The sequence below is a fragment of the Mesorhizobium sp. M1403 genome (genome assembly GCF_040317695.1).
Taxonomy (GTDB): Bacteria; Pseudomonadota; Alphaproteobacteria; order Rhizobiales; family Rhizobiaceae; genus Mesorhizobium.
This window is the reverse complement of the sequence record NZ_JAMYKY010000030.1, coordinates 26,021-47,251: the sequence shown is the minus strand read 5'-3', so window position 1 is coordinate 47,251 and position 21,231 is coordinate 26,021. Positions and strand designations below refer to the sequence as shown.

Here is a 21,231-nt window from a genome sequence, read left to right as displayed (position 1 = left end):
CCCGGAACAAAGAGACAAACTGCAGATGTCAAAATCCAGAGTTCGCGTGACCATTTGCCGGAGGGCCAGAAGATGGACGCTCGTTAACTTAGACCTATGCCGTCCGCACCCACAACCCGTGAAATACTGACGCGAACGTTAAGCCAAGCTTTACAAAAACACCGGCACCTGGCCCTATCGAGGCTCTCTCTTTTGACGGAACGACGACCGCCTTCGAGACCGGCAACAGCCGCTCGGACAGCTTTCAGGTAGTCTGAAGGCTGGCTAAGGGAACACTTCACTCGTCCCCGACACTGGTCGAGGTGGGCTGAGCAGCATAAACCGCCAAAAAGCTTCACTCCCGGAGCGACATCCCTTCATGCAATGGTGCTCCAGGTGTCTCATGTCTTGCAAAAGAACCCCTAATCCAGTCGGAAAAGGCCTTTGACGCGTTGGACTTGGGCGTCTGTCGAGGCGTGAGCAGATTGAACGCGTGGCACAAAACGGGAGGTACATCTACGGGCTGAATGAGTGTTCTGTTGGCCAGAAAGCTCTGAATAAGCGGTGGTCCGATGAGCGCGAACCCCTGTCCGTCAAGTGCGGCCTGAACTAGATTTGTATAGGAATTTACCGTGATTCCGGCTCGCGGGTTCTCTATATCGATTCCATGTGCCTGAAACCATGTAGACCATCGCGTCTGCCTGTCATGAGGTCCTTCGAGATGAATAAGGGGGTGCTTCAAGAGGTCAGCAGGCGCTATTGACTGTCCGTCATTCGCTAGATAGCTGCCCGCGCAAGTGGGGCTTATCACTTGTCGCACAAGAACGATTGAATCGGCATCGTCAAACGGAGATGTCCCGTAACGGATGGCTATGTCGATGTTTTCGCTCATCCCAAGATGTGTATCGGACACGATGAAGCGCAACTCGACGTCTGGGTGCTTCGAGCGAAACTCACCGATATTCGGCAAGAGCCAATACGTCATGAACCCCGGCGTTGCGCACACGTTGACGATGTTCTTGTTCGCGACACCCGTAATCTCGGTTGTAGCTAGCAAGGCTTTTTCCAGTGCGCTTGAAATAGCCAGGTGATACCGCTCTCCTACCTGCGTCAGGCAGACTGACCGTTGAAGACGTTGAAAAAGCTTTATACCCAAGAACCGTTCCAGCGCCTGAACTTGTTGGCTGACAGCCACTCGGGAAACGTTCAGTTCGGCGGCCGCCTTTGTGAAGCTGAGATGACGTCCTGCAGCTTCGAACGTGATCAGCAGATTCGGCGGGGGAAGTCTGAAGCGCAGTTTTTGCATCAAGGCAAACTTACCCTTGACTTGGGGCCTCAGCAATATAGATGCAATGGCTGCTTCACTTAAATCGGGCTTCATGTGTCCGGGCCTCTGCTTTCGGCTGAAACCGGCAGCGACACGCGGTTGTGATTACTGAGATGAATATCGCCACCCCAAATCATCTCCGTTCTTGGCCGAAAACAAGAAAGAGGCCGTATGGACGCCGCGGCCACTTGCTGCACAAAAAGGCGCCTGTCCAGAATGACAGCCCCCATAGCCAGACCTCTGCTAAAGCAGAGTAGTGATTGTCCCCAAAACCCTGACGACCGACGGGGTGTGCAATAAAGCGTCATTTGTCTACGCGGTTTTGAGAGATCAGCTTCTTCAGAGTGCGGAGCGCGATCTGCATCTCCTGTTCTTGTATCCCCGCGACCTGGTCCATCTGAAATTTCTGCCACCGCTGTCCGATGGCTTCCCTGAGCTGATGGCCTCCGTCTGTTAAAATAAGTTTCCCTGCTGGACCGCTCGTAAGGAGAGACTTTGTTCTTAAGCTGGTTATCGCGTCTTCGATGTCGCGCTGGCCAAGATAAGTCTCGCGAGCAACCATATCTAGCGTCATTCCAGGGGTGTCATAAACGCTCGTTAGCACACGCGCGACAGCAATATTGACCCCCTCCGCTCGCCGATGTTCATCGAAGGTTAACGAAAGAATATTGTGCGCTTCGAAAATCAAGGGGATGAGGGTTTCCTGTACGTCTCCTCCCCCAAGTGAACCAACAGCTTCCGGGTTCGGAGGCACTTCCGGATGTGTGCTGGCGATGCTGTACTGGCCTTGCGTGAAAAGCAACGGCTCTCCTTCATATCGACTTACGTGTTCTGCCAACCCAACGAGAATTTTATGATCTCCGCCTTCAAATTGGGAGTGATGTCTGCACTCGTAGTGGGCAATACATCCTTCGAGGAGGGGTAGGCCAAACTTACCCTCGAACCAATTGGCGTCCGCAAATTTGTCCTCGACATTGCTGGAGAAATGACGTGAAAGCTCGATCTGTTGAGAGGACAGAACGTTCACAGCGAATCTATCGCTCAGTTTGAATGTCGGGAAGCTACGGGAACTATGACTTATCGACCACAGAACGAGAGGCGGATCGAGGGAGACCGATGCAAAAGAATTGACCGTCACCCCGGCCCGACGTCCATCGACCTGGGTCGTGATAATAGCGATGCCGGTCGCGTATTGACCAAGACATCGACGAAAAAGCCGCGGATCTTCGACCGGATTACCACGCTCGACAGGCAGCGGCTTGTCTCGTGCCGCCAATGGATGGGCGTTATTCGCCTCGCTGAGGGACATGTTCTTTACCTTGTCAGCAATTGTGGATCGGGTTCATCGTTGGCTTGGACTAGATTATTCTTTGGGATCGCTGAACTTCGTTGCTATCGTCGCGCGAAGCGCCGCGATATCTGCTCTGGGGGATCGGCAGGCCGAGATTCTCGCGCAGTGTTTTTCCTTCATACTCATTCCGGAAACGGCCTCGTTTGCGGAGTTCTGGAAGCGCCAGATCGACGAACTCGTTCAAACCGTGCGGGAGGTGCGTTGGCGTGATGTTGAAACCGTCGGCCGCACCCTCCTCGAACCAAGTCTCCATTTCGTCGACGACATCCGCAGGCGTGCCCACGACCGTCTTGTGCTCCTGCGCCATACCGATCTTCTTGTAGAGCTGACGGATCGTCAGTCCTTGTTTCTGCGCGAGGTCGTAGTACATCTGCGCGCTGCTCTTGAGACCTACCTTGTCGAAGTCCGGCTTAGGAACTGGGCCGTCGAGCGGCAACTGGGATAGGTCACCGAAGGAGCGGTACAACATCGAGAGCCCAACGAGCGGGTCGATGAGCGACTCCAGCTGTTCGAATTTCTCCCGAGCTTCCTCGCGGGTGCGACCGATGATCGGCGTTAGACCAAGCATCATAAGAAGGTCGCTACGCTTACGTCCGTAAGCTTCCAGACGATCCTTTACTGACGAATAGTAGACCTGGGCGGAGGCCAGATCGTTTTTCGCCATGAAGACCATATCACAGTACTGTGCCGCGATTTGCTGACCCTGCTCTGATACGCCCGCCTGCACGAGAACGGGCCGCCCCTGTGGCGAGCGGCGCACGCTCAAAGGTCCCCGCACCGAGAAATGTTTGCCCAGGTGATCGAGGACGTGCATTTTCTTCTGGTCGTAAAAAACGCCGGATTCCTTGTCGAGGAGGAATGCGTCCTCGTCCCAGCTGTCCCAGAGTCCAGTAACAACGTCGACGAACTCCAGAGCTCGTTCATAACGCGCCCCGTAATCGAGCTGTTTGCTCATACTGAAGTTCCACGCTTCCTGGTCTGACCAGGACGTGACGATGTTCCAGGCTGCGCGCCCCTCGCTGATCTGGTCAAGGGAGCCGTATTTGCGTGCAATATGGTAGGGTTCGTTGTAGGTGGTAGACGCGGTTGCAACGAGGCCAATGTTATGGGTTAGCGGAGCCAACGCAGAGAGCAGGGTAAGCGGTTCCAATTCGACATTATGACGGGACCTGCACATCGAACCCGCAGGCATGTCGTCGAGACGGACACCGATGCCGTCCGCCAAAAAAACCATGTCGAATTTAGCCCGTTCGGCAGTCTGGACGACATCGAGAAACGACTGAAAAAGCGAGCTACCGTCTGCCGCAACCTCGGGATGCCGCCAGGAGCCGACATGGTAGCCCATGTAGCGCATTGAGAGACCGAGCTTCATCAGCGGCTTGTTCATGGAATTGGACCTCCGTTCGCCAAGATTCTCATAGCGACAATGCTTCGGTGCCGATCTCTACACGGATCCCGAGTGTGTTACCTGTCAGGCGGGATAGTGCTTTCCAGCAACATCGGATTCTGTTGGTATGTTGTAAACGGCGAAAAAACTGCCGGGCTTGTAAAGCGCAGCTTACGGCAAAAAGGGCGCGAGATGGCGTTCGACGATTGCGCCTGTCCTGCTTCGGCAGATGCTGCTGTAGGCGTTCTGTTCGATCCGCTAGCAATGGCTTTGATGGAGCCGCTGGAATACTGTTCCGTTGGTCCGTCGCGACCGGCTGCCTGGAGGGCACAACATCGCGCGGAGTTCTCGAGCGCAGTCCTGGCGCAGCCCAAGGTGAGGAAACTGCTGTCCACCGATCACTTCTCGGTCGACGGCACGCTGGTCGAGGGCGTCGATGACGAGTGTCAGGCCGAAGGATGGTTCGGGCGCGTCGCCTGCCGGAGGCGGGCGGGCGCACCGCGGAAGTAGACCTGGGAGCAGGTCTGACACGAGGTCAATCACGCAGCAAGGATTTGGAACTGCTCGGCCAGGGATGGATTTGGATTGAAGGCGAACCTCGCCTGTTGCTTACGCATCATGTGAACCACTTCGACGCCGTTTAGAATGATCTCGTCTGATCCTGATATTTGAAGCCGAGCATTGACCGGATGCAGCGCTTGATGCGCCGATGGTCCTGTTCGATCCGGTTATTCAGGTATTTACTCTTGCGGGTTGGATCGGCTTCAGCCGATTCCGGGAACGATCCTAAAGGCGATTTGTGATGTCACAGGAAATGATAGCCCTCTCGGTTGCACTGGCTACCATCGATGACGACGCGGTCGGGCCGGCCATGACGTGCCAGCGCATTTCTGAAGAACTCCTTGGCCGAGGGCAGGTCAACCGCTGCTCGCTGAACCAGAAGTCGCCGACACCGTCGATGGCGCGGTAAAGATACATCCATTGGCCCGCCGCGGACCTTGATGTACGTCTCGTCGCGCCATGCCGCTTACCGGTCACCTACGCTTGCGCCGGTTGAAATGCCAAATATCGAAGGGGCGTTGTCATAGAGTCCGTAATAAACACTTTGCAAAATATCTTCTTTCGCGACCGAGGAACTAAAGGGAACCGTACATTGTCTCAAGCGTTTCAAGCGTATACGGAAATTGATTGGAGCCAGGATAACGCCAAGCTCTGAACTCTTGGCCACCTAGCGCACGAACGATCTGATCGCTGGACAATATCGTACCACCGAACAACCAGTTTGCCATGTTCAAGATAGCGGCCTTGTGACTTATCTCCGTAGATCCACCACAAGAGTCCGCCACCAGAGCAATACGATAGTCACGCATGGATGCGTCGTACACCGTAGTTTCCAAGCAATGCTCCGTCCAAACACCGAATATGATGAGGTTTCGAATATCGAACCGCCGAAGAATACTTTCCAGACGCGTATTGTAAAATGCGCTGAAACGCTGCTTGGTGACAATGATATCGTCTTCGCTCGGAGCCACCTCATCGCAGATTTCGCTCCCACTCGTGCCAGCAACGCTACCGCGAGGTGTTCCACTATGGTCCCTTGGTTCGTAAGCTCTACCATCTCGCCCCATCGAATCAAGTAGATGCTGAGTATATATCGGCATAATACCGGCTTGCCGGCAAGCACTGATCACATTGGCGGCGTTCGCAAGCACCTTTTTATAACCAGCGACTGGACATTGTCCTTCAGAGTAATTTTCTTTCTGGAGATCAACAATGACAGCTGCCGTTCTCGACATGTCAGGGAATAGCATGTTTCCTTAACCTCAATTGGTTGACATCACGAATTACTTGCTTTCGACAGTTTTCTTGGCGTCGTCGACCCATGCTTCGAATACCCCGGAATTCTTTTTCACCCAGCCCTCTGCATGCTGACGTATATTTTCAGGCTTATCCTCCCCTTTGTATATCTGCAAGTTCTCATCGTTGATATCAACCGATAATACCTTAAGTAATTCGAAGAAGCGCTTTGCCGCAGGGTTGCTGTCGATAAACTTCCTATTTGCTGCCACCCGGACTTTCATCTTGGTAAAGCCTACATTGGTGCCGTCAGGCAAATGAGTGTCTCCAACTTCGCCGTCTGGTAGCGACGTGAAGGGCACCCCAAGCCAGACAACGTCTTTACCTGGAACGAGTATCGCGTTCACCCAAAGCGGGGTCCAAGTATAATATAGGATAGGTCGCCCTGCGTTGAAACGCGTAATGGTGTCTGCCATCAAGGCAAAATACGATCCCTGATTGTGCGTAACAGTCTCGCGAAGTTGATATGCGTCCAATTGATGTTCGATAACCCCCTCGCAGCCCCACCCTGGATTGCAGCCAGTGAGGTCTGCTTTACCATCACCATCACTGTCGAATATTTTCGCAATCGTCGGGTTGGACAACTGATCAATCGTCTTAATACCGAACTTATCGGCTGTTCTCTTATCTATCAAATATCCTTGATATCCATCATCTAGAATTGTTCCGACTTTTTCCATTTGTGAATCACCGCCGGCTTTTTCATAGAGCGCGTTCTGTACCGGTTCATAATGCTGGGTAGTAAAGTCGGCGTCTCCTTGCCCAACAGCGATATGCATCGATGTTATATCCAGGTTAGCGGTCGGTTTTATTTGGTATCCAAGTTTCTCCAAGCCAATTATTGCGATATCGGTGACAAACAAATCTTCCAGAATGCCATTCGCCGCAGCTTGCACAGATTTCCCGGCACCAGGAAGGTCCTCAGCAGCGACGGGGGTGAGCCCTGCAGCTAATGCGACAAAGGCTGACATCAGCGTCGCGTAAGGATCGATTCGCCCGAGAGATCGGCAGCGATAACCAACGTGCATATATACCTCCCCATATTCTTGTTTATATGGACACGGTAAAGAGTCGGCTCACTAGCGTAAATGATCAAAAATCTTACGTGGAGCGAAACTTGTAGTTACGTCAAGGCTTGTCGACCGCAATCCCAATGAGAGGGTTGTGGGGCGGTTAGGCACGTGGCATTCAAATTTCTCCAAGGTGAGCAGGAGTCGTATTCGGTGTCTTGACCGAAAGCGAAATCCAACGGTTCAGTGCCGTCTATCTTTCTCGGCGTCCGCGAGAAGCCAGTCGAGCGGCATCGACGGCGGGCTGGAGCTGTGGCGTTCTGCGAAGGTCACACTCACAACTCTTGCCCAGATGGCCAAGGGATCGCCTTGCGTTCTGGTCGCGGCGGCCCACATCGGTGTGCCCTCACTTCCGACCGCTGCGTTAGCGTGTGAATTGCCGTCAAATTCCTGACCGACGATCTTGCGAGTTCTTCATTGACCTCGAACACGGCACGTTCTGTGCGATGGAGGCTAATTTGAATCACGACTGGCCTCTCAAATTACTAAGCCGGTCATTTCGCCTCCCTTCAAGTCCCTGCAAACCCAGGGCCTGCGATCCGATCACGGCCGGGTAAAAAATCGCGCGGTTTGATCCCGCTTGCGGGTCCCTCCGGTCGGTCGCTCGATTGAAAGCTTGGTACGAGGTGGCGTTCCACCCAGGTTCAATTCGAGCAGACGCTGGTCCATCTCCTTATCCGTAGCTGTCAGGCGATGGTTCAGACGCAGATAGTCCATCCAGGTCGGCGTACGGAAAGTTTCTGTCCAAAGCGAAAGATCCTGGAGATCGCGTTGGAAGTTCCAGTGCCGAGCACCGACGCGGCTTTGGACTCGCCGGCGTTCCCGCATCTGGTCAAGGAAAGTTTCGACGTTTGCCTCCGGTATTGAGTACTCGATCTTGACGACGATCGGCCCGCTTCTCGGCTTCAGGTCGAGAGCGAGCTGAGGTGTTTCGAAAAACGGATCCTGATCGGAGTCTTGCCATTGACGGATAGGCAACAGGGACCCGGTGGCCGCGACCAACAATAGCGAACCAGCGGAAATCTCCAGGGCTACGGCAAGCGAATAATTCTCAGCCAACGTCCCCCACAGCCAGCTGCCGGCCGCGATGCCACCCGACGACAGGGCATAATAGATCGAGAGCGTGCGGCCAACGACCCATCTCGGGCTTGCCAATTGGACGCTTACGTCGAGCCCTGTCCAGGTGACGACCCAACCCGCGCCGCCGAGCGCCAGCGCAATAGCCGCCACCTCCACTGAAGAAGTGAGAGCGAGAGATAGACAACACGCCGCACAGGCAATGCATGCCAGCGTTGTCAGTCGCTCCTGGGAGAGTGACCGTCTCAGCACATTGTTGCAGATGCCGACGCACAAGGCGCCCGTCCCGAACCCGGCCATCAGGATGCCATAGACGATTGGTCCTCCCCCCAACTGATCGCGGGCAACGATAGGCAGCAGCGCGAGTATGGAGATGCTGGTCAGGCCAAAAAGCGCCCCACGTGCGATTGCCGCCTTGATCTCCGCCGACAGCGCCGTGAAACGCGCTCCGTCACGAATGGCCGTCGTCAATGGCTCGCGCGGGAGAGGGGACAAGCGAACATCCCATTTGCGGCGCCCGATGGTCACCAGCAGGGGCGCAAGACCCGCCAGCATTGCCGAGGAGAGCGCTATCAGAAACCAGCCCATGAACATGAGGCCGCCCCTGCGACGATCGACAGGATGAATGTAGGCAACGTCGTCGAAGCCTGCACCAGGGCGACCATCACGTCTGATGTCGAGATGGTCGCCATCAGCCAACTGATGGCAACAGTTTGTATTAGCCAGCCAAGGCTGGCCACCTGTGTGGCAAGCCAGATCGACCGAAATGTTGCATTCTCCAGCGGCGCAAATGTCGCCGATGAAGCGGGAGTCGCAGTTTCGGGCGCCACCCTGCTCATTGGGCCGAGCCCTCCCTTGGTCTATCGGTCGCTTTAGAGGTGCCTCCCGGCGAATGTGCCCATGGAGGAATGCCAGCATGAGCGCATTTCATCGGGACAGTGCAAGTTATTTCTTTACCGCTGGCACTCTGGCGCAAGCGATTACTTCGTCTGGAAGAAATCGCGGATGCAGCCTGATCGCAAACGGCCCTTAGTCTCGATTCGGGGACCGGCTTGCCAATGTTTTCCGCGGCGCACATCGGGTTCCGTCGACTTCAATATCCGGGTTGAGCACCCCAAGTGCATGATCGAAGATGGCAACATGCCCCAATCGATATCGCGGTGGCTGCGGTTCACCTCTGCATCGCATTTTTTCAGAGTGTTCCGGCTCACCCAACTTCTTTTTCAGTCAGCCTCTTATACGTGTTTTTTACCGCGCCTGTTGGGCATTGCAGTGATGTTTTCCGGGCGATCGTTGCAATCAGGATGGTGTGTTGCTGTCGGCTTCAGGAGGGAGTGCGATCGCGTTGCGCGATCAGTTCATCGATTTGCTGCTGCTTCCTCGCCAACGCCTTTTCAAGGGCGCTCTTCGATTTCCGCGACGATGATTCGATCGCTTCCAGGATCAGGGTTTGTCGCGCCGCGAACTCCTTTAGAAGCTTTTGTCGACGTGGATGTCGCGTCACGTCGCTCGCGTGGTGGAAGAGGACTTCGCTCGATCCCACGACGGCGCGTGCCGTGATGGGTTGGTTCTCGGTAAGCATCCTTTTCAGAATGCGGCCAAGTTCATCGACGCGGTCAGTCATCGCGACCTCTGGGAAGACCGGTGGCGCTGAGGATAGTCGCGGGTGATCGGTATGGCAGCGCTCGTGAGAGGTCTGCCCCGGAAGAGAAGGGCCGTTCGCCCGGTGTCGTCGTTAGCGTACGGGCATGATTGAGCTGGTTCTGCCATCCGATCGATCGGTGTGGCTCGACCGTCGCCAGAATCTGATCGACAGTGCGCTGCATCCGCTCCCGCAGGATTTCCAGGGCACGACGCTCGGCATCGATCTCGGTGCGCGTCAGATGCCGGCATCCGTTGAAGCACTCCAGATGTTTCGGGCAGGGATCGACCGTGAAGGAGTTGAGACAGAAGCCCTAGGGTGTGACATGGAGCCCGTCCGCTTCCGCCTCGAGCTCGTCGCCCTCGTGTTTCTGGATGTGACGGAACTCTTTGACGATCGGACCTTCCACCTTCCCGGCCAGGATCATTCCCAGCGTCTGGCGGCCGCTCGACCCGAGCGCGCCGGTCGCAATCGGGGAGGGCGATACTGTCGAGGTCCTCGAACAAAGACCGGTGATCGTATTCGTGGCTTTGCTTCACGCTGCGGCGATTGAAGCGCGTGGTGATGATCGCGTCGGACACGCCGAGCCGGAACAATTCGGTATTCTGAACATGACGAAGATGGTGCGGGTCGAGGCCAAGAGCGCGATCGCCATAGCGTCGGAAGACAGAGATTCCCTGGGCAGCGCTGACGGCGCCGATGATGTCGCCCACCGATATGCGACCAGCAGCAAAGTACCGCGTGGTGTCGACGACGCCGCTATTGCGCCCGTCGACCAAGCCGCGCACCGGCATGAAGTCATGCGGATAGAGCATCTAACCAGATGCGAGCCTCTGCGGCGTGCCGTCGGGCACCTTTGTCGGCATATGATTGTGGATCAGCTGTTCGATCTCATCCACGCGCAGATAAACATCCGGCCATCTGGCGTTTCCATGGATCGGGATGCCATCGCGGCCACGCAAAGCGATTATTCCCTTCGATCGATACCTGCTCCAGTACTGCACAGCAGGGATGAAGCGGAGATCGTCGATCCGATCCATCTGATAGCGCCAGACTTCGTCGGCGACGGCAGGATCGTAGCTTGCGCGATACTGCCCAACAGATCGGGCGGCAGTTGCGGCCAGCGCCGGCGAGCAGGAATGAGTTCGGCGGTTCGCCGATTCGGTGCCGGTGCGCACCTTCGGGGACTGGAATGATTCGCCGCCCGGTTACGTCGAGGTCGATTTCGTGGCGCATTCCGGCACATCTTCGTCCGGCAGCTTTGTGCAGACGATGGTGTTGACCGATATTGCCACGGGGTGGACCGAATGCGTTCCGGTCCGCACGCGCGACAGCGGCAATGTGATCGTGGCGATCAAGCAGGCCCGCTCGTTCTTTCCCTTCCCCCTGCTCGGCGTAGATTTCGACAACGACAGCGCCTTCATGAACGAGTTCGTCGTCTCCCGGTGCCGAAGTGAGGAACTGGAAGTGACACGCTCTCGCGCCTACCGAAAGAATGAAAAGCGCATGTGGAGCAGAAGAATGGCGCCATCGTGCGTCGCCTGGTGGGGTATGGTCGGTTTGTCGGCGCGGAGGCAACAGCCGCCCTTGGTCAACTTTATGCTGTGGCGCGGCTTTACGGCAATCTGTTCCAGCCGTCATTCAAGCTTCAGGAGAAGACGCGGATCGGCGCTCGTATGATCAAGCGCTATCATCCGCCAGTTCCGCCTGCGGCCCGTGTCCTTATATTACACATCCGGTGTGGCCGAGGCCAACAAGCAGCAACTACAGGCGATGATGGAACCGCCGATCCCGTGCTGCTGTTTGCTGGTATCCGCGCCGCGCAGGAGGAGCTTGGACGGCGGGTCGATCGTCGTGGCATGAATGCGAAGATTGATAGCCGGCCGTTATCGATCTCCAGCGCTTCGCCGCGAATCTGAAGAGGGCCTGGAAGAGTGGCGAGACACGACCAACGCATCGGCGGCCGTATCGTCGGACCAAACCCTATCCGAAGAGGCCAAGCATGTTCGCAGATAGTTTTCCACACTATCGCCCAAGGCATTGAGGTCGATGGCTCCTATTTTCTGATGTCTTAACCCAAGCCCCGAAGACGCCATCTGTGGCAGCCTGGGCGACGGGCTTCCTATGAAGGCCCTTGCACAGACGGATGGTGTACCAAGAATGGAGACGAAGCCATGCTGCTGTACGCGACGCAGAAGATGCCCTTGGAGTATTCGAATGGCTCGACGATCTTATGATACCGGCACGACGAGGCTTGGTAGCGGTCGTGCGACACGCCGCCGCCCGGTAGTCGTGAGGACCGCTGCGGCCGATGTTCTACATGACCAATTCACCTGCCGCTAAAGCTTTAAGTTGCTTCCCAGCGACGCTGTCTCCAGAACCGGAGGGCGACCGGGTCACCTGTCTCAAGGACGACGGAGTTACGTCGGATTCCGTACATTTGTGTCATCATCATGCACGGCTATAGCAAGTCGACGTATTGGCAGCAGAGCTATTCCACTGTTTCAAAAGGATTAGTTCGTTTGGCACGGTAGATGCTTGGCTCTGTGCGCCGGTGCCAAGAAGCATGGTGATGTTAATTGAGGGTTAAAAATGGATTTAGGGCTTGACGGCAAGGTGGCAATGGTCGCGGCCGCCTCCAGCGGCTTAGGTCTGGCCACAGCTGAGGAGTTAGCCAACGAAGGCTGCCGCCTGTCCATCTGTGGACGGGATCCGGGGCGGCTAGAAAGAGCCGTGGATCGGTTGCGCAGCAAAGGCGCCGAAGTGCTGGCACGCGCAACCGATGTCACTGACTGCGCGGATGCGGCAAGGTGGGTTGCAGAAACAGCAGAGCATTATCGGTGTGTAGACATCTTGGTGACGAATTGTGGCGGCGTTTCTGCCGGGCCGCCCTCGGCCATGACGCCCAAGGATTTCGACGATGCGTTTGACCGCGTGCTTTTACCTTCGATAAATCTAGTTACGGCTTCCTTGCCGTATCTGCGGCGCTCGCGGGCGGGGCGAATATTGATGCTCGCTTCCGAGACTATTGTAAAGACCCCGGTACATTTCGCGCTGTCGGGTGTCGCACGAGCAGGGCTGGTGCCCTACTGCCACACGCTCGTACAAGAATTGTCGGGGGAGAGCATCACCGTAAACGTGCTCGCTCCTGGTGCACACAGCACCGCGATTCACGAAGCCAATCGCGTCGGCGACTACGCCGAAGGCATCCGTGCGCTCGAGGATAGGACCCCGGCCCGACGCCTTGGCGATCCCTCGGAATTCGCAGCAGTAGCTGCATTCTTGGCCAGCGCCCGCGCGGCCTATGTCAGCGGTGCCCTGATCGTCATCGATGGCGGGCTGAGTGCAACCGCCTGAACAATTCGTCGCACTAGGAGCCGTCGCATGAACGAAGCCAATGCAAGCACGGAAAACCCAAGGCTTGTGGGCGATTTTGACCTCGGCACGCATCTTCGAGGCAGGTTGACCCACGGTGCAGATCGGAGAAGCTGGAAAGACGACGGATGGTGGCCGAATTTGCCACCTTGAAGCATCATTCAAGGAGACCTTGTCGTCAGCCTGCGAATGGCGGTTGTGGAGCTCGAAATGAGCCTGAGTGGGACGACGAGGGACACTGCAAGGTCCTCTGCTACTATCGTGTGCTCATGGCGGGGTGGCGCGTTTATCGCGCTTCATTCGCGATCACTAGTTTCTTTCTCGGCGGCCTGCACGATGTTTGGGAACTTCACGCGCTCCTATTCTCAAGGCAGTTTCGAGGCATTGCCAGGCTCATTTACTTTGCGGTCGGGACTATCGCCGATGTTCCCTTTTCCTCACGCTTCGCGTGCTTCTGAACGGCGACATTGACTTGAAATAGCACAATAATCATAGCTGGATATTGACAATCTATCATGTTCTATACACGCCATAATTCCGCAATCGGTGCAACCGGACCCCACGAGCTCTTCGGAGTTGATAGCACGCTCGCGGCATGGTCAAGGGAAGTCGCCCGTCACCTGCTTTGGACGGTTTGTTGGGAAGACGGCCTTTTCTCATACAATACGGAAGAACTGATCGCATCAGAGGCCGACCTTACTGAAGCACCTAACAGCGACAGATATCGACATCATCAAGCCGGCGCATTCATATTAAGATTCTGAAATGAGACGAATATGGCTACCGATATTGTCCCAAGTTTGCACCTAAACCAATGCTTGGATTATGGCTGGAATAGAATCTTTTACTTCCAAAAAAGAGAATTGCTACTATGACGCATTCCAATAAAGTGGTTATCGTTACTGGCGCGACTTCCGGGATAGGGGAGGCCGTCACACAGGCCTTCGCCGCGACAGGGGCGTCACTGGTTTTGGTCGGCCGCGATCGGGAGCGTGGCCAAAGAGCCTTAGAGTCGGTACAGAAACTCAATTGCCAGGCTGAATTGATGCTCGGCGATGTGGCTGACTCGGCCTTCGCCGACCATGTGGTTAATTTCAGCGTAAAGCGGTTCGGAAAGGTCAGCGTCTTGGTGAACAGCGCCGGCATCATCCGGCGTAGAAGCGCCGCCGATACCACGGATGACGATTGGCGTCAGACATTCGACGCCAATGTCAACGGTGTGTTCTACTTCAGCCGCGCCACAGTGAAGTCTATGCAGAGGACCGGTGGCGGCAGCATTGTCAACATTGCCTCGAATGTGGGGTTGGTTGGCTCTCAGGGGTTGGCTGCCTATTGTGCGTCAAAGGGCGCCGTCGTTCTTTTGACAAGAGCAATGGCGCTCGATCACGCCAAAGAACAAATCACCATCAATGCCGTCTGCCCTGGCGCCGTCGATACACCGATGCTTGTGTCGGCTCACAACACACCGGTTGCGGCGGACGAGATATTGCGAAGGAATATTGATTCAATACCCCAGGGTCGCGTGGCCACGCCGAAGGAAATAGCAAGCTTGACGGTGTTCCTCGCGAGCCCGGAAGCCAGGCACATCACCGGGGTTGCTGTACCGATAGATGGCGGCTTCACGGCAAGATAGGAGGGATCATGGGTAATCGGCTTTCAGGCAAAGTTGCCATCGTCACCGGCGGCAATCAAGGCATAGGGCGTGCAATTGCTGGGAGGCTCGCCGATGAAGACGCTATCGTTGTCGTCGGCGATTTGCGTGACGATCGCCCCGCCGAGTTCGGCAGCGCCGAGAGGCTCACGTTTATGGCTCTTGACGTCACCAAGGAGGTCTCAATTCGCGCATTTGTTGACGACGTCCTCGAGAAATTTGGCAGGATCGATGTACTGGTCAACAATGCTGGTAAGGTCATTCATAAGTCCATCGACGAACAGACTGCCGAGGATTGGGACGGGCTTATGGCGATCAATCTCCGCGGTCCGTTTTTAATGGCCAAGTATGTGGTCCCGGAAATGAGACGTAGCGGCTCGGGAACGATCGTCAACATCGGGTCGGTCGAAGGCTATATGGTCAACCCTTGGCATACTGCATACGCGGCCACGAAGGCCGGCGTGCATGGCCTTACGCTGGGACTGGCAGTTGACCTCGGGCCGGATGGCATACGTTGCAATACCGTTTGCCCCGGTTGGATCGATACCGAGCTGAATCGTGCGTATGTCGAGATGCACCCGGGCCGAAGCTTGATAGAGCAGGAATTGGCTCAACTTCACCCAGTAGGAAGGACTGGCGCCCCTGACGAGATAGCTAATGCGGTGCTTTGGTTAGCTAGTGAGGAATCCAGTTTCGTAAGTGGGGAAATGATCTCCGTCGACGGCGCGCGGACCAAGAAGATATCGCTACCTGCCATCTTGGATGAGGAGTATCGGGCTAAGTGTCCGTTCCAAAAAGAGTGAGTGATTTCAGCAGGTTGTGATTCCGTTGGATTTGCGAGATTCGATGGAGATCACGATGGCCTGGAATGAAATCACCCGTGCGCATTATGAGCGGCGTTGCGGCCGCTACGCAAGCGACCTGACCGAAGCGGAATGGGCGCTGATTGCGCCGATGATGCCGTCGGCGAACCGCATCGGCCGGCCGCGCAAGACGGACCTGCGCGAGGTCGTGAACGCACTTCTTTACCTCGCCTCGTCGGGCGGCGCGTGGCGATTGCTGCCGAAAGACTTCCCACCCTTTTCAACGGTGCAGAAGTACTTCTATCGCTGGCGTGAGGAGGGCCTGTTGCGGACCATCAGCAACAGCCTCGTCATGGCGGCGCGCGAGACTGAGGGCCGGGAAGCGAGCCCGACGGCGGGCGTGATCGACAGCCAATCGGTCAAGACCACGGAAAGCGGCGGAATTTGGGGCTTCGACGCGGAAAGAAGATTAACGGGCAAGCGTCACATCGTTGTCGACACCATCGGCCTGATGGTCGGTCTCGTCGTCCACGCTGCCGATATCCAGGACCGGGACGGCGCACCGGCTGCCCTCAAGACCATTCTAGAACGCTGGCCGTGGCTGCGACACGTCTTCGCCGACGGCGGCTATGCCGGACCGAAGCTTAAGGGCGCGATGCAAAAGATCGGCACATTCACCCTGGAGATCGTCAAGCGGACGGACAAAGCCAAAGGCTTCGAGGTCCTGCCGCGCCGCTGGGTCGTGGAGCGCACATTCGCATGGCTGGGGCGATGCCGCAGGCTGGCCAAGGCCTGGGAGAAATCCATCGCCTCCGCAGAAGCCTGGATATACGTCGCCCACATTCGCCTGCTCACACGCAGGCCCGCAAGAGCTTGATATCAAAACACCCTTTTTGATTCAGGCTCTAAGCTGACGAAGCATAGTCATGGGTCGGAAAGATATACCTGAAACATTGACCGTAGTGTGAAGTCACTTCCCGATACTTTGCAAAGCGGTCGTAACATTCAGCATTCGCAACGCTGCTGAACGGCGAGAGGATGTCGAAGTATCCCATAGCAGCCGGCTACATTGCCGGGCTGTTTGATCTGTTTTCGAACCTGCGGGAGAGAAGCCGCGCCAGGACCGGGCAGAGCTATCCGATCATTACGATCCAGGAGGCTGGTCTCGATGGCTCTAGATACACCCTCTCGTGAAAGAGGGCATCGAGAGCCACGTTGTGGACCCGACGTCGATCGCCACGCCACGTCGTCATTGGCGTGTGAAAACTGATCGCATCGATGGCGAGGCGCTACTGGTGAGAACGATATCCCATGAAGATAAGGACCGGCGGCGAATTGGCCGGGAACGCAAGGCGCTGATGGTCGAGCGCGTCGCCCATGTCAATCGCATCAAGGGCCTGCTGTTCTCGCAAGGCATCACCGACTACGAACCACTTTACAAAAATCGCCGCCAGCGGCTCGAAGGGTTGCAGACGGGAGATGGACATACACTGCCACGGCACATGAAGGCCCAGATCGGGAATTGGACCGGTCGGAACTTCATCAATCCGATCAAGATCATCGCGGATGAACGCGATGCGCTCATCGCGGCGCAGACCGCTGACAGCACGAAGCCTGCGCCGGTCGCGATGCTGCTTGAGATCAAAGGACTCGGTGCGGAATTCGCCAACATCCTTTGGTCGGAGGGACTGTTCCGGCATTTTGACAACAGTCGCCGCCTATGCCGGCCTCGCGCCGACGCCCTGGCAAAGCGGCTCGATCGACCGGGAGCAAGGCGTATCAAAGGCGGGCAATCCAAGATTGCGAACAACGCTGAGGCAACTGGCCTGGCTATGATTGCGGCACCAACCGGACTCGGCATTGGCAAAATGGTTCAACGCACGCGTTGAATGCAACGGTGGGCGCATGAAGAAAACGACCATCGTTGCGCTGGCGTGCAAGCTGCTGGCCGCCCTGTGGAAGTACGTGGCCTCTGGGGTCGTGATCGAAGGTGCCGTTATGAAAAACGCATAACACGTCCACCACTTCATCTTTCTGAAATCTACCGGGGCCTCATGAACCCTGGCGGATCCAGGTGACCACCGAGTGAGCGTTTGGCAAAAAATGCCATTTCACAGAATGGGTCTCGTCATCCTGGGCTCAGCCCGCCGAACGCGGGATATTGGTGCGGCCGGAATAAACGGCGACCGAATGTGAGTTGGATCAGGCTCCGCGCAGCGAGCCGTGTCAAGTAGTTTGGGCCCAAGCCTGGAACCGTGTGCAATGAGGAGATCGACTTTGCTTCAATCGACTCGACACCCTAATCCCCATGTGAATGCTCACCTTCTATGTCTTGGAAAGTCAAAGGCGCTGTTGAGGGGGATCGGCTGTTGACGATCGCCACGGGGCACTCTGGATGCGATAGGCGGCGATATCCGCCGCCTTGGAATGCCCCCAGGCGCGCCACAGCACACTTGCCGCCCTTTGAAGAGGGGGCCATATGCAAAGCCGTTATCACGCTCACATCCATGATTTGTCCGGCCGCTTCAAACGCAATCTCGCCCCGCCCAGCCGGTTCGCTCGCGCGGTGGACGGCAATGTCTTAACGGCTGCGGAACGAACAGACCCGCGCCGGGGTCCAGCCATTGCCTCGCCCTGTCGGCTTTCCGGCGCGATTAAGGACCTGCGCGATCTGGCGGTCGGGCATCAAGCGCGCCAGCTCGCGGACCAGCGTCGAGGTATCCCCGGGACTGCCCAGCGATGCTTGCCGGCGGCGTTGATCTTGAGCTTCAATGCCGGTGGCCCCTCCCTGCCAATGAAGGACCAACTTGATGACACCAGCTTCGATGCGGCCGACGATCTCGCTTAAGGCCGCGCCACCGCTTTCACCACCCGAGGCCACGTCCGTACAATGGTGCGCCGTTGCCGACCAGAACCGGCCGAAGGTGGCGACAATCGTGGACGACGCCGAGCCCGACATGCTGTCCTACATGACCTTCCCGAAGGAACATCGCGCTAAGCTCCACTCGACGTTCCGATCGAGGGTCTCAACAACGCTCCCTCTGCTTCTGGCTGCGTGGGCCTGGCGGCTGCCCCTTTGGTTCGCCCCGGGTTGATCTTCTGTGGTGAGCCGATCGTAAAGCTGCTCAGCAGCTTGGTGTCGGGCCTCCGCTGCAGGCCATCGAGACATGCCGGGTGCCCAATTTGCTCAACCGTTCTAAAGAGCACGCCGAGGACGTTTGAGAGCATGTTCACGCCGCTTGTCCATAGCGCCGGCCCGGCCCGCATTCCTTTGTTTCAGCTTCCGACATTGTTGTCCAACTTCGAACAAAAGAAGGTTTGCGGAATTGGTCCGGCGACGCCTCGTAGCTGCAAAAACCAATGTGATTACAGCCTTAATTCAATTGGCGCGGCGCTTGCTCCACATTCTAGGAGCCCCAGAGAAAGCACGTAGAAAATGGGAACAAGGCCATTGCTGACATCGCGAAGCTCCATACCAGCGCATGAGAAGACCGTCCTTATTCCCGCTGGATATCGGGACATAGTACACTCCAGAGGTCCGTGCTCGGTAGCTGTATTGCGCATGATTGCTCTGAGGCCGACGCGGCAACGCATGGCGCTCGCCCATTTGCCATTGACCGATCTTCATCCGCATGTGCTTGCAGAAGCAGTCAATCAAAGGGCCGCCCCACTCGCAACCTTCTGCAACCCACTCAACCAGTTCTGCCAGCCACGGCTTTCACGGATTCTCAGAGTTGACACATCACACGCCTATTTCGACGCGGGCACTTCCGATTACCATCACCTTTTTCGTCGAGGACGAGAAGCGGATCGCCGATGTCCTTTCAGGGGCTATTGGCGTAGAGGGCTTGCCCGAGCCGCCCGAGGGCAGCCAGATCACCCGTATCAACTGGTTCGGGTAGCGAAGATCAGGAGCCAGGACGTGACTTACGGCGGGATGCCAAAGAATGGGAAACGCCTCATCTTATGTCCGGCATGCCAGTCCGGTTCGGCTTGCGTCCCAACCGAGATGCAATGCGCCAGTTTCTCTTCTAGAAAAGCGACATTGTTGACCCCTGAAAACAAAGCCCCGCGGTCAGCTTTTGCGCGCGAGTGCGCACTGAATCATCGAGGGGTCAACCCCATACCACAGGGAAGACAACACATCCGCCAACTATTTCGACGGCAAGCGCGCCACCCTGCTATCACCGTCCGGCGCCTTCACGCCGACCTGCTCGATACCAATTGCCCGATTTCGAAAAGCTCTTTGACAAGTTTGAGAAGGAGGGAATTGACGCAATCTGCGCTTTTCCGCCAACGATGCCTTCGGCATAAATGGCTGGGCCAAGGCCTTGCGGCTGCAGAACATTATCAAGCTGATCCCGGACGGCTCGGACGAGTTCACGCGCCGGCCGAGCATGGTGGTCGCCAAGGGCAATCTCGGCTTCGGTGTGCGCTGCTAGCGCCACGACGCCTTGATCAACAATGGCGTGGTGGAGAAGTGGTTCGAGAAGGAAGGCTGACCTTCTCCCGCAATGCCGCCCTTCTCGTCAATCCTATTACCAGCCAGTCGCGCGCGCCCCACTAGTTTATCGGCAAGCTCTTGTTCTGAATGCATAAGCTAGGAAAGTGGCATGAGTCATACTGGAAATTGGGATCTGCGCCATGCCATCCCAAGCATATCTTTAACTCAATATTGGAGCAACGTTGCATCATGAAGTTAGATGGTGAACAGCGACTGGAAGCTTATCGACGGATGCTTCGCATCCGTCGATTTGAAGAAGAAGGTATGCGGCAGTGCAAAGATGACAAGATCCCTGGTTGGTTCCACTCGAGCGTGGGTCAGGAAGCCGCTATCGTGGGGGCATGTCTCGCCCTTAGGGACGATGACGCCATGACCGGCACCCATCGCTCGCACGGCCATCCGATCGGGAAGGGTGCGAATTTGAACGCGCTCATGGCCGAGCTGATGGGAAAGGAGGGCGGCATTTGCAAGGGGCGCGGCGGTTCAATGCACGTTGCAGACAATTCGGTCGGGATCATCAGTGAATCGGGTATCGTCGGAGGAGGCATTCCTCTTGCCACGGGGTGTGCGTTCAGCGCCAAGGTGCGCGGCGTCGATCAGGTTACCCTTTGCTTCTTCGGCGATGGGGCGGTGAACCAGGGCACCTTCCATGAGAGTCTCAACATGGCGTCGCTGTGGAAGCTTCCGGTCATCTATCATTGCGAGAACAACGGCTATGCAATGACCACCTCGGTGGCGCAAAGCCACGGGCAGCCGGACATCGCGCTACGGGCAGCGGGCTACGGGATGCCGGGGGTAACAGTCGACGGGCAGAGCGTGGGCGCCGTCTATGAAGCTGCGGCAGCGGCCGTCACGCGAGCACGCGCCGGCGAGGGGCCTACTCTAATAGAGGCTAACACCTATCGGTTCGATGAGCACGATTTCGGCATGGTGATAACGGGGGAGCCTTATCGATCGGTTGAAGAAGTCGAGGTTCACAAACGCAACCGCGATCCGATTTTGCTATATCGCACTGTACTCCTCGACGAAGGCATAAAAGAACAGAGGTTGAGAGCAATCGAGTATGAAGTCGTCGAAGCCGTGAAGCTGGCTGTACAATTCGGTTTGGACAGCCCCCAGCCTCGGCCCGAAACCTTACCCAACTACATGTTCAACTCGCCCCTTGCAGGCCATCACGGCTTCGTGGCTGGGCTGGAGAGGAATTAATT

At 56.6% G+C, this 21,231-nt stretch carries 18 protein-coding genes and 6 pseudogenes; 15 read left to right on the top strand and 9 right to left on the bottom strand.

Features of this window, described 5'->3' with window-relative positions:
- Positions 1 to 334: 334 nt before the first annotated feature.
- The 3 genes from NKH01_RS30225 to NKH01_RS30215 form a co-directional block, all read right to left on the bottom strand.
- Entirely contained in the window at positions 335 to 1,360 is a 1,026-nt protein-coding gene (locus tag NKH01_RS30225; protein ID WP_353023939.1) for a LysR substrate-binding domain-containing protein, read from the bottom strand.
- Between the two features lie 250 nt (positions 1,361 to 1,610).
- Entirely contained in the window at positions 1,611 to 2,615 is a 1,005-nt protein-coding gene (locus NKH01_RS30220) for a flavin reductase (protein WP_353023937.1), read from the bottom strand.
- Positions 2,616 to 2,664: 49 nt separating this feature from the next.
- A complete protein-coding gene (locus tag NKH01_RS30215; RefSeq protein ID WP_353023935.1) occupies positions 2,665 to 4,044 on the bottom strand; it encodes an LLM class flavin-dependent oxidoreductase in 1,380 nt (459 codons plus the stop codon).
- Between the two features lie 339 nt (positions 4,045 to 4,383).
- On the opposite strand from NKH01_RS30215, the pseudogene NKH01_RS30210 reads away from it, so the two are divergent.
- A pseudogene (locus NKH01_RS30210) lies at positions 4,384 to 4,598 on the top strand (IS5/IS1182 family transposase); the annotation flags it as partial.
- Here NKH01_RS30210 and NKH01_RS30205 read toward each other — a convergent pair.
- From NKH01_RS30205 to NKH01_RS30185, 5 genes and pseudogenes are all read right to left on the bottom strand, one after another.
- A pseudogene (locus NKH01_RS30205) lies at positions 4,584 to 5,105 on the bottom strand (IS6 family transposase); the annotation flags it as partial. The pseudogenes NKH01_RS30210 and NKH01_RS30205 sit on opposite strands and share 15 nt — an antisense overlap.
- A 75-nt stretch (positions 5,106 to 5,180) precedes the next feature.
- Positions 5,181 to 5,855, bottom strand: a complete 675-nt coding sequence (locus NKH01_RS30200; RefSeq protein WP_353023933.1) for a cysteine hydrolase family protein — start codon at positions 5,853 to 5,855, stop codon at positions 5,181 to 5,183.
- A gap of 33 nt (positions 5,856 to 5,888) precedes the next feature.
- Complete coding sequence (gene proX, locus NKH01_RS30195) at positions 5,889 to 6,929, bottom strand: glycine betaine/L-proline ABC transporter substrate-binding protein ProX (RefSeq protein WP_353023931.1); 1,041 nt, start codon at positions 6,927 to 6,929, stop codon at positions 5,889 to 5,891.
- Positions 6,930 to 7,514: 585 nt separating this feature from the next.
- A pseudogene (locus NKH01_RS30190) lies at positions 7,515 to 8,887 on the bottom strand (MFS transporter).
- 485 nt (positions 8,888 to 9,372) lie between these two features.
- On the bottom strand, positions 9,373 to 9,672 hold the full coding sequence (locus NKH01_RS30185; protein ID WP_353023929.1) for a hypothetical protein: 300 nt from the start codon (positions 9,670 to 9,672) through the stop codon (positions 9,373 to 9,375).
- Positions 9,673 to 9,796: 124 nt separating this feature from the next.
- Between NKH01_RS30185 and NKH01_RS30180 the strand changes: the two genes are divergently transcribed.
- Together NKH01_RS30180 and NKH01_RS30175 are read left to right on the top strand one after the other, a co-directional pair.
- A complete protein-coding gene (locus tag NKH01_RS30180; RefSeq protein WP_353023927.1) occupies positions 9,797 to 10,243 on the top strand; it encodes a hypothetical protein in 447 nt (148 codons plus the stop codon).
- Entirely contained in the window at positions 10,203 to 10,886 is a 684-nt protein-coding gene (locus NKH01_RS30175) for a hypothetical protein (RefSeq protein WP_353023925.1), read from the top strand. Before NKH01_RS30180 ends, NKH01_RS30175 begins: the two co-directional genes overlap by 41 nt.
- Before the next feature lie 12 nt (positions 10,887 to 10,898).
- On the opposite strand, the gene NKH01_RS30170 is transcribed toward NKH01_RS30175, so the two are convergent.
- On the bottom strand, positions 10,899 to 11,048 hold the full coding sequence (locus NKH01_RS30170; protein WP_353023923.1) for a hypothetical protein: 150 nt from the start codon (positions 11,046 to 11,048) through the stop codon (positions 10,899 to 10,901).
- Between the two features lie 150 nt (positions 11,049 to 11,198).
- On the opposite strand from NKH01_RS30170, the gene NKH01_RS30165 reads away from it, so the two are divergent.
- The 12 genes and pseudogenes from NKH01_RS30165 (at position 11,199) to NKH01_RS30115 (ending at position 21,229) form a co-directional block, all read left to right on the top strand.
- A complete protein-coding gene (locus NKH01_RS30165; RefSeq protein ID WP_353023921.1) occupies positions 11,199 to 11,609 on the top strand; it encodes a hypothetical protein in 411 nt (136 codons plus the stop codon).
- Positions 11,610 to 12,282: 673 nt separating this feature from the next.
- Positions 12,283 to 13,047: an SDR family oxidoreductase gene (locus tag NKH01_RS30160; RefSeq protein WP_353023919.1), complete on the top strand. Its 765-nt coding sequence runs from the start codon at positions 12,283 to 12,285 to the stop codon at positions 13,045 to 13,047.
- 27 nt (positions 13,048 to 13,074) lie between these two features.
- Positions 13,075 to 13,218: a hypothetical protein gene (locus NKH01_RS30155; RefSeq protein WP_353023917.1), complete on the top strand. Its 144-nt coding sequence runs from the start codon at positions 13,075 to 13,077 to the stop codon at positions 13,216 to 13,218.
- A 718-nt stretch (positions 13,219 to 13,936) separates the two neighbouring features.
- Positions 13,937 to 14,698 (top strand): SDR family NAD(P)-dependent oxidoreductase, encoded by a 762-nt coding sequence (locus tag NKH01_RS30150; protein ID WP_353023915.1) that lies wholly within the window; start codon positions 13,937 to 13,939, stop codon positions 14,696 to 14,698.
- An 8-nt stretch (positions 14,699 to 14,706) separates the two neighbouring features.
- Positions 14,707 to 15,519, top strand: coding sequence for an SDR family NAD(P)-dependent oxidoreductase (locus tag NKH01_RS30145; protein WP_353023914.1), 813 nt, complete (start codon positions 14,707 to 14,709; stop codon positions 15,517 to 15,519).
- 55 nt (positions 15,520 to 15,574) lie between these two features.
- Positions 15,575 to 16,396, top strand: a complete 822-nt coding sequence (locus NKH01_RS30140) for an IS5 family transposase (RefSeq protein ID WP_353023912.1) — start codon at positions 15,575 to 15,577, stop codon at positions 16,394 to 16,396.
- A gap of 152 nt (positions 16,397 to 16,548) precedes the next feature.
- Positions 16,549 to 17,532 (top strand): annotated as a pseudogene (locus tag NKH01_RS30135) (transposase); the annotation flags it as partial.
- 466 nt (positions 17,533 to 17,998) lie between these two features.
- Positions 17,999 to 18,367, top strand: a complete 369-nt coding sequence (locus NKH01_RS35370) for a hypothetical protein (RefSeq protein ID WP_502912695.1) — start codon at positions 17,999 to 18,001, stop codon at positions 18,365 to 18,367.
- Positions 18,368 to 18,392: 25 nt separating this feature from the next.
- A pseudogene (locus NKH01_RS30125) lies at positions 18,393 to 18,550 on the top strand (transposase); the annotation flags it as partial.
- Between the two features lie 703 nt (positions 18,551 to 19,253).
- Complete coding sequence (locus tag NKH01_RS30120; RefSeq protein ID WP_353023911.1) at positions 19,254 to 19,421, top strand: hypothetical protein; 168 nt, start codon at positions 19,254 to 19,256, stop codon at positions 19,419 to 19,421.
- Between the two features lie 190 nt (positions 19,422 to 19,611).
- A pseudogene (locus NKH01_RS35365) lies at positions 19,612 to 19,958 on the top strand (redoxin family protein); the annotation flags it as partial.
- A gap of 254 nt (positions 19,959 to 20,212) precedes the next feature.
- Complete coding sequence (locus NKH01_RS30115) at positions 20,213 to 21,229, top strand: thiamine pyrophosphate-dependent dehydrogenase E1 component subunit alpha (RefSeq protein ID WP_353023909.1); 1,017 nt, start codon at positions 20,213 to 20,215, stop codon at positions 21,227 to 21,229.
- Positions 21,230 to 21,231 lie beyond the last annotated feature (2 nt).